Raw genomic sequence first — 14145 nt, forward strand, 5'->3', positions numbered from 1 at the left:
CATGCAGTCTGCCGACTGCATAATGCAGGTCATGGCCGGTGACATGGACAAGGTGTTCAAGGCGCTCGCCGACCCGACCCGCCGCCGGCTGCTCGACAGCCTGCGCGGCGAGGGCGGCCAGACCCTGGGGCGGCTCTGCGCGGGCCTGGCCATGACCCGGCAGACGGTGACGCAGCACCTCGCCGTGCTGCACGAGGCAAACCTGATCAGTTCCGTCCGGCACGGCCGGGAGAAGTGGCACTACCTCAACCCGGTCCCCATCGATGAGGTGCGGCAGCGCTGGATCGCCCCGTTCGAGCAGCCCCGGCTACGGGCCCTCGACACGATCCGCCAGCACGCAGAGGAGGCCCACATGACCACGACAAAACCCGATTTTGTGTACGTGACCTACATCCACGCCACCCCCGACCAGGTCTGGCAGGCGCTCACCGACGCCGAGCTGACCGGCGCCTACTGGGGGCATCACAACGTCTCCGACTGGCAGCCCGGATCGCGGTGGGCCCATCAGCGCACCGACGGCTCCGGCATCGCCGACGCCGGTGGTGTCGTCCTCGAGACGGCCCCGCCGCACCGGCTGGTCATGACGTTCGGCGACCCGGACGCCGGCGCCGACGCCTCCACGGTCACCTTCACCATCGAGGCGCACCAGGAGATCGTCCGGCTGACCGTCACGCACGTGGACATCCCGAGCGCCGAGGACCTCGAGGCCGCCTCGGCCGGTTGGCCCGCGGTGCTGGCCAACCTGAAGTCCCTGCTCGAAACGGGGCACGTGCTGCCGCAGGCGCCGTGGGAGATGCACACCGCGCTGCGGGCGGGCCGGCAGACCGGCCGGTGACGGCCGGGTTGGATCAAGGGTGGCCGGGCATACCCCGATCGTGACATCTTCGCGCGGGCCCGGCTCACTGAGCCGCCATGCCCACCTCCGCACCCGGATCGACCCGTCGCTGCCGCACACGGTGGAGCACCCGGTGCACACCGTGGTGGTCGGCGGCGGGATCGCCGGGATGACCGCGGCCCTGCTGCTCGCCGAACGCGGTGTCGCGGTGACCCTGCTGGAACGCGACGACCGGCTCGGCGGCCGGCTCGCCGCGTGGCCCAAACAGCTGGCCGACGGCTCCACCCAGATGGTCGGCCACGGGTTCCACGCGTTCTTCCGGCAGTACTACAACTGGCGGGGCATCCTGCGCCGGATCGACCCGGCACTGTCGTTCCTGCGCCCGGCCGAGCACTATCCGGTGGTGTCGCGGGCCTGGCCGGACGAGGACTTCGGCGGCCTGCCGGGCCAGCCCCCGTGGAGCCTGCTCGCGCTGATCGCCCGCTCGCCCAGCCTGCGGATGCGGGAGATGCGCGACGTCGACGGGCCGACCGCGATGGCGCTGCTGCGGTACTCGCGGGAGCAGACGTACCGGGACTTCGACACCATGCCGGCCGCGGAGTTCCTCGACCGGCTCGCCATGCCGGACCGGGCTCGCGCGCTGCTGTTCGACGTGTTCGCGCACTCGTTCTTCAACCCGGCGGCGCAGATGTCAGCCGCTGAGATGATCATGCAGTTCCACTTCTACTTCCTGCGCAACGCCGAAGGGCTGGACTTCGACGCTCCGGAGGACGACTACCAGAGCACGATCTGGACACCGCTGTGCGAACGGTTGCAGGCGTTCGGCGGGGACATCCGTACCGGCGCCACCGTCGACCGGATCGAACCGGGCTGGACCGTCACGCTCACCGGCGGCGCCCGGATCCGCGCCGACCACGTCGTGCTGGCCACCGACCCGGCGTCGGCGCGGGACCTGGTCGCGGCGTCCCCCGACCTGGCCCGGCTGGCACCGCGCCTGGCGAGCGACATCGCGACGGTACGGACCACCGCCCCGTACGCGGTCAGCCGGATCTGGACCGACCGCGACCTCGCGCCGCACCGCGCGGGGTTCAGCAGCGTCGCCCGGGAACCGCTGCTGGACTCGATCAGCCTGTTCCACCGTGTCGAACGAGGCTCGGCCCGGTGGGCGCGGAAGACCGGCGGCGCCGTCGTGGAACTGCACGCCTACGCCGCGGAGGCCGGCATCGACGCGCCGGCCGCGGCACGCGACATGTGGTCGCAGCTCGCCGCGGTCTGGCCGGAGGCGCGCGGGTTGCGGGCGGTCGACGGCGACACCCGGATCGGGCACGACGCGCCCGCGTTCGACGTCGGCAGCGACGCCACCCGCCCCGGCGTGACCACCGACGCCGACGGGTTGTTCCTGGCCGGCGACTGGGTCCGGATGCCGTTCCCGTGCGCGCTGATGGAACGCTCGGCCGCCTCGGCGGCGACGGCCGTCAACACGATCCTGCACCGGCACGGCGTGCGGCAGGTGCAGGTCTACTCGATCCCGCCGCGTGGCCTGCTGGCTCCTGCTCAGCGCACCTTCTCCGCGCGGAACTGCATCCGCGGCGTCGCGTAGAACTCCTGCGCCTGCACCAGCCGCAGCTCCCGCTCCCCGGAGGTGTAGGTGAGCTCGATCAGGTCGAAGACGCTGGAGGCGGTGCGCTCCAGGGCCACCGCCGCGTCCTTGGTCGCCACGTAGTGCGCGGTGAACAGCGCGGCCGTCACGTCACCGGAGCCGTTCGCCTTGAACGGCAGGTGCGGGGTGCTCACCAGCCACGCGCCGGCGCCGTCCACGACCAGCATCTCGATCGTGCCCGGCGCCCGGTCCGGACGCTCCACACTGGTCACCAGCACGGTCGACGGGCCCATGGCGCGGGCCAGGTCGGCCGAGTCCAGCGTCGACGCGATGCTCGCCGGTTCGGTGCCGGTCAGGAACCCCAGCTCGAACTGGTTCGGCGTGATGATGTCGGCCACCGGCACCACCCGGTCGCGCAGCAGCACCGGGATCTCCGGCGCGACGAAGCAGCCGGACTTGGCGTTGCCCATCACCGGGTCGCACGCGTAGACCGCCGCCGGGTTCGCGGCCTTCACCCGGCGCACCGCGTCGACGATGACGTCCGCGATGCCCGCGCCGCCCTGATAGCCGGAGAGCACCGCGTCGACCTGCGGGAACACGCCGCGCTCCTCGACACCGAGCAGGATCTCGGCCACGTCCGCCGGCGGGAGCAGCGGGCCGCGCCACGCGCCGTACCCGGTGTGGTTGGAAAAGGCCACCGTGGGGACCGGGACGACCTCGACACCGATGCGCTGCAGCGGGAACACGGCCGCGGAGTTGCCGACATGACCGTGCGCGACCGACGACTGGATGGAGAGAACCTTCATCACCACAGCTTAGAGATCCACTTGCGGGCCGCTTTCACACCGGCCGATGTTGTTTCGTACGACGGACTTTGTTTCGTACGACGGACACAACGGCGGCACGGTGTCCGATTCAGCACAGACGATGGCCCTCTCACCCAGGCTGCTCGCCGAAGGAGAACTGGCCATGGCTGTCCCCGCTCCCCGCCGCCCGCTCCGGGCCTGGCGCTGCCCCGCTCTCACCCCCGCCCCGCGCCGGGCCGGCTCCGGCGTCGCGGAACTGACCGGGCTGCCGGCCGCCGTCATCGCCGCCCATCACCTGATCGCCGCCGGCAACACCTACCCCGCGGCGACGCTGCTCGGCCGGTACCTCGACGCGCTCGACATCGCGTGGCTGCCCGACGACCCGATCCTGGTCGACGCGTTCACCCTCTACGCGACGCTGCGCCACGACGACCGGCAACTGGCCGCGGCCCGCTACGCCGAGCAGGCCAGCCGCCGGCTGCACACCGAGCTGCACCCCCGGCGCCTGGCAGCGGCTCGCGTGCTCGGGAACCTGCTGCACCGGCGGGGGCTTTTCGACGAAGCCATCACCGTACGAAAAAGCATCCTGGACGCCCATCGGCAGCTCGACATCCCGCCCAGCACCGCCGAGGTCCACAGTGAACTCGCCGCCAGCCTGCACGCCGCCGGGCACTGCGGCGAAGCCGTGCGCGCCGTCGACCGCGCCTGGCGCACCTGGCAGAACCACCCGGGCGACGACACGATCGGGCAGCCCATCCTGCGCGGCTACCTGCGGATGCTGAAGAGCTGCGGCCGCTTCGACGACCTGGCCGACCTGCTCTGCGAGATCAGCCTGGACCCGGCCGCGGCGGCGCTGGCCCTGTCGATGCGCAGCGGCGACGACACCGCCTACCTGGACCGGCACCAGCGGCAGGTGTGCGCGGGCCGCGAGTCCCTCCATGCATCGGAGCCAGGTCGGTCCCAGCCCCACCCGCGCTAGCGGCCCGTTCCGCCCTCGCGCCGGGCAGCGCGGACCGGCGGGGCGGCGCCGGCCCGCCGGTCGGGTGGCGCCGGCCGGTGACCGTGCCCGGCTGGCGCTGAGGGGTGTCTCGACGCTCCCGAGAGACCCCTCACCAGGTCCCAGCTGGCGCCCACGGCCCCCTCAACACCCTCGAAACAGCCCTCAGCACCAGCCCAGCTCCCGCAGCTCGCGCCGAGAACCACCCCCGACGCCCCGAGACACCCCTCACCACCAGCCCGTCGAGCCCAGCTGGCACTGAGGGGTGTCTCGACGCTCCCGAGAGACCCCTCACCACCAGCTGATCGGGGCCGGCTGGTGGTCAGGGTCGTTTCACTCTCGGTTTGGCGGCCCTCAGCGCCAGCCGGCTTGCTGGCCTCGCCGGGGGTCGGGAGCGGCGGGCTGGGGCCGGGCAATGCGGCGGGGCGGGGCGGGTTCGCAATGACAGATCGCGGGCGCTGGCCGCCCCCAGGTGGGCGGTGGGCGCACGCACTGTGGGATTGCGGATTGCTGCCGCCCCGGCGTAGGCAGCCATCGCGCGCATCGCCCATGATCGCGGGCCGCTGGCGCCCCTGGAACAGTCGCTTGCGGGCGCCGGCGCCCAGAATCGGCCAAACGCGGGGCACTGGTGCCTGTGCCCCCGCGATCGCGGATTCTCACCGCCCCGGCACCGGAAGCGGAAGCGGGCGGGTCGAGGCAGGGCTGATGGCGGGTGCGGACCCGACGGCAGGAGCGGGCCGACGCAAGGAACGGACCGACGCAAGGAACGGACCGACGCAAGGAACGGGCCGACGCAAGGAACGGGACAGGGGCGGGGACCGGTGTGAGGGCGGGGAGCGCGCGCGGCGGGGTGGCGGCGGGTCAGGCTTCTCGGGTTGGTGGGGAGAGGGAGTCGGCCAGGGCGGCGAGGGTTTGGGCCAAGGACGGCAGCAGGGTGGGTGTGATCTGGTCGACGACGCGGCGGCGGGCGCTGGACAGGTGGGTGGGCTGGGTCTGGCGCATCATCTGCAGGCCGGCGGTGGTGAGGATGGCGTCATTGCCGCGGCTGTCCTTGCTGTGGCGTTCCTTGCGGACCAGGTCGTGGCGGGTCAGGTCGTCGACGACCCGGGTGATGCGCGACGGGGTGAGGCCCGCCGACGCGGCTAGCGCGGACATCCGCATCCGGTGCTCGGGCGCCTGACTCAGGATCAGCAGCACGGCGAACTCGGTCATGGTGACGCCGGTGCGGGACATGTCGTCCTCCAGCGCACGGGGCAGCGCGTGCACCAGGCGCCCCAGGCTCTGCCAGAGCAGGAGCTCGTCCGGGGTCAGCGGCGCGGGCGGGTTGTCGGTCGTCACCGCCACATTGTATTTGGTCAGGCAAGCAAGTACCTTCTGATTTGCTTAACTAAGCAAGTAAACGACGGCACGAAGCGAGCACACCATGCAGATCCTTGTCATCGGCGCCACCGGCTATGCCGGGCGCCGGGTTTCCGCCGCACTGGCCCGGGCCGGGCACACCGTTCTCGGGATGACCCGCGACGCCGGGAGCGCCGGCGCGCGGGAGCTGGCCGCGGCCGAGGTGGTCCCGGTCGAGGGTGACCTCACCCGGCCGGAGAGCTGGCGCGGGCACCTGACCGGCACCGACGCCGTCGTGCACCTGCTGATGGAGACGGGAGATCCGGTCGGCGCCGACCGGGCGCTGTTCGCCGAGGTGGCTGCGGCGCAAGGCCGCGACGGCCGTCACCGGCACCTGATTTACACGACCGGGATCTCATCGTACGGGCGGACCGGGCTGGGGCTGATGGACGAGAACACGCCGGGCGATCCGGGGAGTCCGATCGGCTTCCGCTTCGTACTGGAAAAGGAACTTGCCGACAGCGGCCTGGCGCACACCGTGATCCGGCCGGGCTTCCTCTATGGCGGGCCGGCGAGCACGTCGATGACCGGACAGTGGTTCGCGGCGGCCGAGAAGGGTGCGCCGGTCTTCTACGGCGACGTCACGAAGCGGTGGAGCTGGGTGCATGTGGACGATCTCGCCGAGGCTTACGTGCGGGTGCTCGACAACCCGGCGGCGGTGGACGGGGAGGTGTTCGTGATCGCCGACGATCAGCGGGTGGCCGCGCTGGACGTGCAGCGGGTTGCCGTTCGGGCCGCGGGGTGGGCCGGGGAGATCGCCCTGACCGGGGCTGAGGACGGCGGGATCATGCAGATGGCTGCTGATCAGGATGAGCTGGTCAGCAGCGCCAAGGCGCACCGGGTGCTCGGCTGGCGGGCGCGGCATCCGGGCTTCACCGACGCGCCGGAGCGGCACTATCGCGCGTGGAAGGTGGCGCGGCCCTGACGCAGCAGGTGGGCGGCGTGGTCGGCGTGGGCGGTGTCGACCAGCACCGCGTACCGATGAGGGTGGACCTCGATGGGCACCGCCCGGCGGCCGCGGGACAGGCCGTGACCCACCGCGCGCAGGGCGCTGCCGGTCACCGCGCCGCCTGCCGCCGCTGACACTGCCACCCGGGTGGGCTCGGCGGTCGCCTCGACGAGGTCGGTGGTCACCAGCAGGCCCAGCGTCAGCGCGCCGGCGGCCAGGCCGAGCGCGCCGCCGTGGACGAGCGCCGCGGACGAGGGCCATCGGGCGGCCGGGCGGGGGTGGGTGCGCAGGTCGCATCCGACGACGGTCGCCGACCGGGCCGGGATGCCGCCCTCGGTCAGCTGGTGCACGGCCCGGCCGGCTGTCGCGAGGTCGCCGGCGGACGCGACGATCCGTTGCGCGTGGGCGCGGGGCGGGTTGCGGAGCCGAGTGGTGATGTTCGCGTCGCGCTGCCAGCCTGCGTTCTGATCCATGGGTAGCTCCTGACGACGAACTCGGCGCGACGGGTGCACCCATCGTCGTGAGCGGCGATGTTCGTTCGCCCACGGAACGCTGACAGTTCGGTGACGGTCCCCGGCGGTTTCCACAGTGGGGCGTCGTCCACAGCCCGCCCACCGGGCCACCCCGATCCGCACCACACTGACCAGCGGGGGCTGCCCCCAGGGAGGGTGGGATCTGCGTGGGACCTGCGTGGGACCTGCGCGGGACCTGCGCGGGCCTGGTCAGAGGCTCCATCCGATCGATGAACTCCTCTTGACGAAACCATTGAGAGCGGTAACACTCTCGAAACACAAAGCGCTCAGCCACAGCGACCGTGCCCCGCTCCGGTGCACCCGTGAGCAGCTCCCCCACACCTGCCCGCCCGGACCGTGACTCCTCACGGCCCGGACCCATCCGTACCCAAAATTGTTAGCGCTAACAAACAAGGAGGAGCATGTCGCAGTCAATCCGCCGGGTGCTGTCGCTGGTCACCGCAGCGCTGCTCGGCCTGTCCACCGCCCTCGTGGCCCGGCCCGGCCCCGCGCTCGCCGCACCCGGCCCGACCTTTACCAACCCGGTCGTCGACGTGCCCAACAGCGCCGACCCGACGCTCACCTACTACAACGGCTTCTACTACTACGTCGCGACGACCTGGTCCGCCGACGTCGTGATGCGCCGCTCGGCGACGATCGCCGGCCTGCGCACCGCGGCCGAGCAGGTCGTGGTGCGCACCGGCGGCACCACGATGTGGGCGCCGCACCTCGAAATGATCAACAACCGGTGGTACCTGTACTACTCGATCGAGCAGACCGGCGGGGCCCGGCGCACGCACGTCGCGGAGAGCGCCGGCACCGACCCGCTCGGGCCGTACACCGTGCGCGGCATCCTCAACCTGATGCCGAACGGGGGCTGGGCGATCGACGCCGCGCCAGTGAAGCTCGGCACCGCGCTCTACATGACGTTCTCGGCGTTCCACGCCGACGGGCTGCAGTCGCTGTACATCGCGCCGATGTCCAACCCGTACACCGCGTCGGCGGCCGGCAGCCGGATCTCCGCGCCGACGCTGGCCTGGGAAACCCAGAACGGGGCGGTCAACGAGGGGTCGTTCCCGCTGCAGCGCAACGGGCGGACCTTCCTGACCTACTCGGCCAGCCACTGCAACGGGCCGAACTACAAGCTCGGGATGCTCGAGTACACCGGGACCAACCCGCTCGCGGCGAGCTCCTGGACCAAGGCGGCCAGTCCGATCTTCCAGCGCAACGACGCCGCCGGGGTGTTCGGGCCCGGGCACCACTCGTTCTTCACCTCACCGGACGGTACCGAGACCTGGATCGCGTACCACGCGAACTCGTCGGCGTCGCAGGGCTGCGGGACGACCCGGACCACCCGCGTACAAAAAATCTCCTGGAACGCCGACGGCACGCCGAACCTCGGCGTGCCGGTCTCGACCGGCACCGTGCTCGCCGCGCCGTCCGGTGAGACCGCGGCCCCGGTCCGGATCCGCAACCAGCACAGCAACCTCTGCCTCGACGACTACAACTGGGTGGCCACCCCCGGCGCCGAGGTCCGGCAGTGGACCTGCGGCACCGCCGCCGTGCAGGACTGGTACCTGGTGCCGGCCGCCGACGGGTACGTCACGATCAGCAACCGCAACAGCGGCCTGTGCCTGGACGACAAGGACTGGGCCACCGCGCCGGGCTCGGTCGTGCAGCAGTGGACGTGCAACGGCCTGGCCGTGCAGCAGTGGAAGGTCACCGCGCTCGGCGACGGGTACGCCACCTTGCAGAACCGCACCAGCGGCCTGTGCCTGGACAACTACAACTTCGGCACCGCACCCGGCGCCGAGGTGCGGCAGTGGACCTGCTCCGGCAACAACGCCCAGCGCTGGGCGATCGCGTGAGGGCCCGGGCAGCGCTCGTGCTGGCGGCCGTCGTCGTGCTGCTGGCGAGCTTCGTCCAGCCGGCGAGCGCGCAGTTCATCACGGTCGGCAACCCGGTCGTGCAGCAGCGGGCGGACACCGCGATCTACAAACACACCGACGGCTACTACTACATGACCGCGTCGGTGCCGGACTACAAGCGCGTGGAGCTCCGGCGCGCGACCACACTGCAGGGGCTCGGGACCGCCACCACCGCGAACGCGTTCGTGGCCCCGTCCAGCGGGGCGTTGAGCGGCTGGATCTGGGCGCCGGACATCCGGTACTACGACGGCGCCTGGTACATGTACTTCTCGGCCTCGCCGAGCACCGCCACGTTCGCCCAGCGCCTCTACTGGATCCGCAACACCTGCGCGAACCCGATGACCTGCGCCTGGAGCGCGCCGCAGCGGTTCACCACCGGCTGGGAGTCGTTCCAGCTCGACGCGGCCTCGTTCGTGAACCGCGGCGTGCGGTACTTCGTCTGGGCGCAGGACAGCCCGGACACCAACTACAACAGCCACATGTACATCGCCCGGATGAACAGCGCCACCGGCATCACCGGGACGGTCACCGAGATCGCCCGGCCGACGTACAGCTGGGAGATGGAAGGTGTCGCCGGCGTGGTCGAGGGACCGTCGCCGCTGGTGAAGAACGGCCGGGTCTACATCGCCTACTCCGCCTCGGCGACCGACTCGCGCTACAAACTCGGCTTGCTCTCCTCCTGGGACACCGCGGACCTGCTCGACCCGGCGTCCTGGTACAAGCATCCGAACCCGGTGTTCCAGACCGCGAACGGCGTCTACGGCCCGGGGCACGGCAGCTTCACGGTCGCCGAGGACAACACCACCGACGTGCTGGTCTACCACGCCCGGGACTACGCCACCCCGACACCGGACGCGCTGACCGACCCGAACCGGCACACCCGGATGCAGCAGCTCTACTGGCGCGAGAACGGTGACCCGTTCTTCGGACAACCCCTTCCCGACGGTACGACCAGGCCCGGCATCCGCGGCGCGCACAGCAACCGGTGCGTCGACAACTACAACCTCGACACCACCCCGGGCGCCCTGGTCCGGCTCTACGACTGCAACGGCAACACCGCCCAGGAGTGGGAGTTCAGCTACCGCGGGGTCAGCTGGTACGAGATCCGCAACCGCAACACCGGCACCTGCCTGACCGACCTGAACGCCAGCACCACGGCGAACGCCGACGTCGGCCTGACCGCGTGCACCAACACGGCCGCCCAGCAGTGGACCCTCCTGGACCAGGGCAGCGGCTGGTTCTCACTGCGCAACGTCGCCGGCACCATGTGCCTGGACAACTACGAGTGGAACGCGGCGAACGGGGCACGCCTGTCGCTCTACCCGTGCAACGGCACCGCGGCCCAGCGCTGGCGCCGCGGATAGACCGCAGCCGATAGGGTCGAGGGCATGACGTCAGCCGTTGCCGCCACTGCCTTCGACTCGCTGCGCCTCGACGCGGTGCCCGACCAGGAGGGGCTGCGCCGGGTCTACGACCTGCCCGGTGACGCGGCCGTCCGCAAACAGATGACCGCGCTCACCGAGCAGACCCGGCGTCTGATCGCCTGCTCGTCGCTGATCCTGGTGGCCAGCGTGGACGCCGAGGGCAACCTCGACGTCTCCCCGCGCGGCGGCCCCGCCGGGTTCGTCACCGTCCTGGACGACCGGACGGTGGCGATCCCGGACGCGACCGGCAACAAACGCCTCGACAGCCTGCAGAACGTCGTCGCCACCGGCCGGGCCGGGCTGCTGTTCGTCATCCCGGGCCGCAGCACGACGCTGCGGGTCAACGGCCGGGCCTGCGTCTCCACCCGCCCCGAGCTGCTGTCCCAGCTGACCGCCGTGGGCAAACCGCCGGCCAGCGCGCTCGTGGTGGGCATCGACGAGGTCTACCCGCACTGCCCGAAGGCGTTCCTGCGCGGCGCGGCCTGGAAGCCCGAGCAGTGGCTGCCCGCCGACGCCCAGCCGACCTCGGCCGAGGTGACCCTGGCCCAGCTGCGGATGCCGGACCTGACGATCGCCGCGATCGAGCAGAACGAGGCGGACGCGCTGAAGTACCGCTACGAGTGACCGCGCCGGCTTTCAGCCGACGTGAATGCCGGGCCGCAGGTCCGGGTCCGGCTGATGCTTGCGGATGATTTCTCGTACGACCGGAGCCGTGTCGCCGCGCCCGAGCAGGAAGTAGCGGAACATGTGCACCAGCGGACTGCCCTCGGCCCACGCGAAGTAGCAGTGCGGCTGCACCCCGGTGCTCTGCTGCAGCGCGAGCAGCACCGCCGCGATGGCGTTCGGACCGGCCGGCGCGTTCGCCCGCAGCACCCGGTATTCGCCTACCTGGACGCCCCGGACCTGCAACGTGTCGCTGAACTCCGACGGGTCGACGACGGTGATCTCGAGGAACATCACATCGGCGGTGCCGGGCACCGGGTTGTGACCCCGCTGTTCCTGTTCCTTTTCGGCGTATTCGGCGACATCACCGGACTGCCGGCGGTTGGCGATGAGGTTCAGAGCCCCGTCGAAGGCGATCGAGTCAGTGACGAAGCGGCGGGCGTTCTCGTCGAACTCGATCCGGTCGGCGCGCAGCTCGGTGGTCCGTGACACCCGGGAGATCAGCGACACGATCACGATGCCGGCGATGAACATCCCGGAGATCGCGATGCCGTCCGGCTTGCTGATCACGTTCTTGACCAGTGCGTACAGCAGCACCGCGGTGAGCGCCCCGAACCCGGCGGTGGCCAGGCGCCGGCCGGCGCGCAGCACCGAGACGGTGACCGCGAACGCGCCGGAGACCATCATCGCCAGGATGCCGGTGGCGTACGCGCCGGCCTGGGCGTTGACGTCGGCGCCGAAACCGATGGTGATCGCCACGCAGATGACGGTGTAGACCAGCACGACCGGACGTACCGCCCGGCCCCACTCCGGCGCCATCCCGTAGCCGGGCAGGTAGCGGGGCACGATGTTGACCAGCCCGGCCATCGCGGACGCCCCGGCGAACCAGAGGATCAGGATGGTGCTGATGTCGTACGCGGTGCCGAACACCTCACCGAGCTGGTCGTGCGCGAGCCAGGCCAGCGCGCGCCCGTTGGCCGGGCCGCCCGGCTGGAACGCCGCGGCCGGGATCAGCACGGTGGTCACGAAGCTCGCCGCGAGCAGGTACACGCTCATGATCAGGGCGGCGACGGTGAGCAGTTTGCGGGTGTTGTGGATCCGCGAGCGCAGCCGCTGCTCGTCGTCGGCGCCGTCGACCTCGATCAGCGGCATCATGCTGACCCCGGTCTCGAAGCCGGACAGGCCCAGCACGAGCAGCGGGAACGCCAGCAGCGCCGGTTCGACCAGGCCGCCGAAGCCGCCACCGCCGGCGCTGAGCGCGCTGGTCCACGCGGAGAACGCCCCGGCCGTGGTGGCCACGTCGATCAGCCCGGCCACGACGGTCACCGCGTTCAGGATCAGGAACACCGCGACCAGCGGGATCGCGACGGTGACCGCCTCGCTGAAGCCGAGCAGGAACACCCCGCCGAGCAGGAGCAGCAGGGTCACGGTGATCACGACCTCGTGGCCGTGCAGCACGCTCGGGAAGAACGGGTTCTCCACGATGTGCACCGACGCGTCGGCCGCCGACAGGGTGATCGTGATGATCCAGGAGGTGCAGACGAAGCCGAGCAGCACCAGCACGAAGAGCTTGCCGCGCCAGAACGGCAGCAGCTTCTCCAGCATCGCCACCGAGCCGGCGCCGTGCGGGCTCTCCTTCGCCACCCTCAGGTACATCGGCAGCATCCCGAGCAGGGTCAGCGCCACGATCAGCAGGGTGGCCAGCGGCGACACCGCGCCGGCCGCGAGCGCGGCGATCGCCGGCACGTACGCCAGGCTGGAGAAGTAGTCGACGCCGGTCAGGCACATCACCTTCCACCAGGCGTGCGGCTTCGCGTGGCTCTCCCCCGCCGCCGGTCCGGACGGCTGCACCTGGTGGCGCAGCAGCCACCGGGCCAGGCCGCCGCCGGCCTGTTCCTGCCGGGCGGGGCTGCCCACCACTGCCGGTAATGCGTACTCGTCCGTGGCGTCCACAACACTCTCTTCCTGCGGGGCTGTCCGTAGTTCGGTGCGTTGAGCACGGTACGACCCCGCGGGTAGTGCCGGTCAGCCGGTACGCTCCTGCCGCCGCCAGGCGACCTGCTGGATCAGCAGGGTCAGCACCCCGGCGACCACGATCGCCGCCATGTTGATCAGCAGTTGCAGGGCGGAGCCGACCGCCTCGTCGCGCACCCCGTAGGCGAGTGCGACCGCCGCGTTCGCCGCCGCCGGGATGGTGGTCACCGAGATCAGCACGCCGACCAGGGTGCCGGCCTTGGCCGAGGTCAGCGACAGGATGCCGGCCACCCCGCAGAGAAGGCCGACCACCCAGGACAGCGCGTCCGGGCGCCAGATGAAATCGGTCAGCGGCCGGTCGGCCAGCAGCATCGACTTGTCGACGAGACCGATAGCGGTCAGCAGCCACACCACCCCGATCGTGATCACCATCCCGATCGAGAACCCGACCCCGAGGGCCAGCACCGACCGGCGCACCAGCGGCGCCCGGCGTTTGACCAGGCCCACGCAGAGCGCGGCGAGCGGCCCGAACTCCGGCCCGACCACCATCGAGCCGACGATCAGGATCGGCTGGTCGAGCAGCACACCCAGCGCGGCGATCACCATCGCGATGATCATGAACGCGAGATACGACGCGGACAGCGCGGATTCCTCACCGGTCTGCTGCTCGATCTCGTGCCACACCACCGCGTCCACGCCCAGCCCGGGCACCCGGCGCGCGGCCCGGTCGGCCGACGCCGACAGCGTCGTGTCAATCTTCTCGATCACGATCGCGCCGACCCGGTCCAGGCCGAGACGTCGCAAGCGGTCCAGCACGGCACTGGCACTTTCGCGTACGACGTCGAACTCGATCACGTCGCCGACCGGCTCGCGCGCCACCCCGGTCAGCACGATCACGTGCGTGACGCCGTCGTCACCGGCCAGCGCGTCCAGCGCCCGCCCGGTGACCGCCTCAGGCGAGATCACCCGTACATGCAGCATTCTCGCCCCTCAGCTCACAGTGACCGCAAGTGTAGGGCGGCGGATTCTGCGACTGAGGGTTCCCGGGGTGTCCGGGCG

Annotated in this window: 12 protein-coding genes; 7 read left to right on the forward strand and 5 right to left on the reverse strand. The window is 71.2% G+C overall.

Translation table 11 applies throughout. The features are described from left to right. The first annotated feature begins 31 nt into the window (after positions 1-31). Together Apa02nite_RS29935 and Apa02nite_RS29940 are read left to right on the forward strand one after the other, a co-directional pair. Positions 32-835: an ArsR/SmtB family transcription factor gene (locus Apa02nite_RS29935; protein WP_239164664.1), complete on the forward strand. Its 804-nt coding sequence runs from the start codon at positions 32-34 to the stop codon at positions 833-835. A 40-nt stretch (positions 836-875) separates the two neighbouring features. After that, entirely contained in the window at positions 876-2435 is a 1560-nt protein-coding gene (locus Apa02nite_RS29940) for a hydroxysqualene dehydroxylase (protein WP_203827995.1), read from the forward strand. Here the strand turns inward: Apa02nite_RS29940 and pdxY are convergent. Continuing rightward, complete coding sequence (gene pdxY, locus Apa02nite_RS29945; protein WP_203827996.1) at positions 2390-3241, reverse strand: pyridoxal kinase PdxY; 852 nt, start codon at positions 3239-3241, stop codon at positions 2390-2392. The genes Apa02nite_RS29940 and pdxY overlap by 46 nt on opposite strands. A 163-nt stretch (positions 3242-3404) precedes the next feature. Between pdxY and Apa02nite_RS29950 the strand changes: the two genes are divergently transcribed. After that, positions 3405-4220, forward strand: a complete 816-nt coding sequence (locus tag Apa02nite_RS29950) for a tetratricopeptide repeat protein (protein WP_203827997.1) — start codon at positions 3405-3407, stop codon at positions 4218-4220. Positions 4221-5099: 879 nt separating this feature from the next. Here the strand turns inward: Apa02nite_RS29950 and Apa02nite_RS29955 are convergent. Beyond that, positions 5100-5576, reverse strand: coding sequence for a MarR family winged helix-turn-helix transcriptional regulator (locus tag Apa02nite_RS29955; protein ID WP_203827998.1), 477 nt, complete (start codon positions 5574-5576; stop codon positions 5100-5102). 85 nt (positions 5577-5661) lie between these two features. Between Apa02nite_RS29955 and Apa02nite_RS29960 the strand changes: the two genes are divergently transcribed. Beyond that, on the forward strand, positions 5662-6561 hold the full coding sequence (locus Apa02nite_RS29960) for an NAD-dependent epimerase/dehydratase family protein (protein WP_203827999.1): 900 nt from the start codon (positions 5662-5664) through the stop codon (positions 6559-6561). Here the strand turns inward: Apa02nite_RS29960 and Apa02nite_RS29965 are convergent. Beyond that, the gene (locus tag Apa02nite_RS29965; RefSeq protein ID WP_203828000.1) at positions 6531-7058 is read right to left on the reverse strand and encodes a hypothetical protein; all 528 of its coding nucleotides are present in this window, start codon (positions 7056-7058) and stop codon (positions 6531-6533) included. The two genes, Apa02nite_RS29960 and Apa02nite_RS29965, sit on opposite strands and share 31 nt — an antisense overlap. 461 nt (positions 7059-7519) lie before the next feature. Here Apa02nite_RS29965 and Apa02nite_RS29970 point away from each other — a divergent pair, with 461 nt between their 5' ends. From Apa02nite_RS29970 to Apa02nite_RS29980, 3 genes are read left to right on the forward strand one after another with little or no spacing between them, the layout of a single operon-like run. Further along, entirely contained in the window at positions 7520-8965 is a 1446-nt protein-coding gene (locus Apa02nite_RS29970) for a family 43 glycosylhydrolase (RefSeq protein ID WP_203828001.1), read from the forward strand. Next, positions 8962-10389 carry a family 43 glycosylhydrolase gene (locus Apa02nite_RS29975; RefSeq protein WP_239164665.1) on the forward strand — a complete coding sequence of 476 codons (1428 nt, stop codon included), beginning with the start codon at positions 8962-8964 and terminating at the stop codon, positions 10387-10389. The genes Apa02nite_RS29970 and Apa02nite_RS29975 overlap by 4 nt, the downstream gene beginning before the upstream one ends. Positions 10390-10413: 24 nt before the next feature. Continuing rightward, entirely contained in the window at positions 10414-11073 is a 660-nt protein-coding gene (locus Apa02nite_RS29980; protein WP_203828003.1) for an MSMEG_1061 family FMN-dependent PPOX-type flavoprotein, read from the forward strand. 12 nt (positions 11074-11085) lie between these two features. Here the strand turns inward: Apa02nite_RS29980 and Apa02nite_RS29985 are convergent, their stop codons facing one another. After that, positions 11086-13065 (reverse strand): APC family permease, encoded by a 1980-nt coding sequence (locus Apa02nite_RS29985; protein ID WP_373873067.1) that lies wholly within the window; start codon positions 13063-13065, stop codon positions 11086-11088. 72 nt (positions 13066-13137) lie between these two features. Further along, positions 13138-14067 (reverse strand): DUF389 domain-containing protein, encoded by a 930-nt coding sequence (locus Apa02nite_RS29990; RefSeq protein ID WP_203828004.1) that lies wholly within the window; start codon positions 14065-14067, stop codon positions 13138-13140. Positions 14068-14145: the final 78 nt, after the last annotated feature.

Origin of the sequence: Actinoplanes palleronii (genome assembly GCF_016862315.1) — a bacterium.
GTDB classification, from domain to species: Bacteria; Actinomycetota; Actinomycetes; order Mycobacteriales; family Micromonosporaceae; genus Actinoplanes; species Actinoplanes palleronii.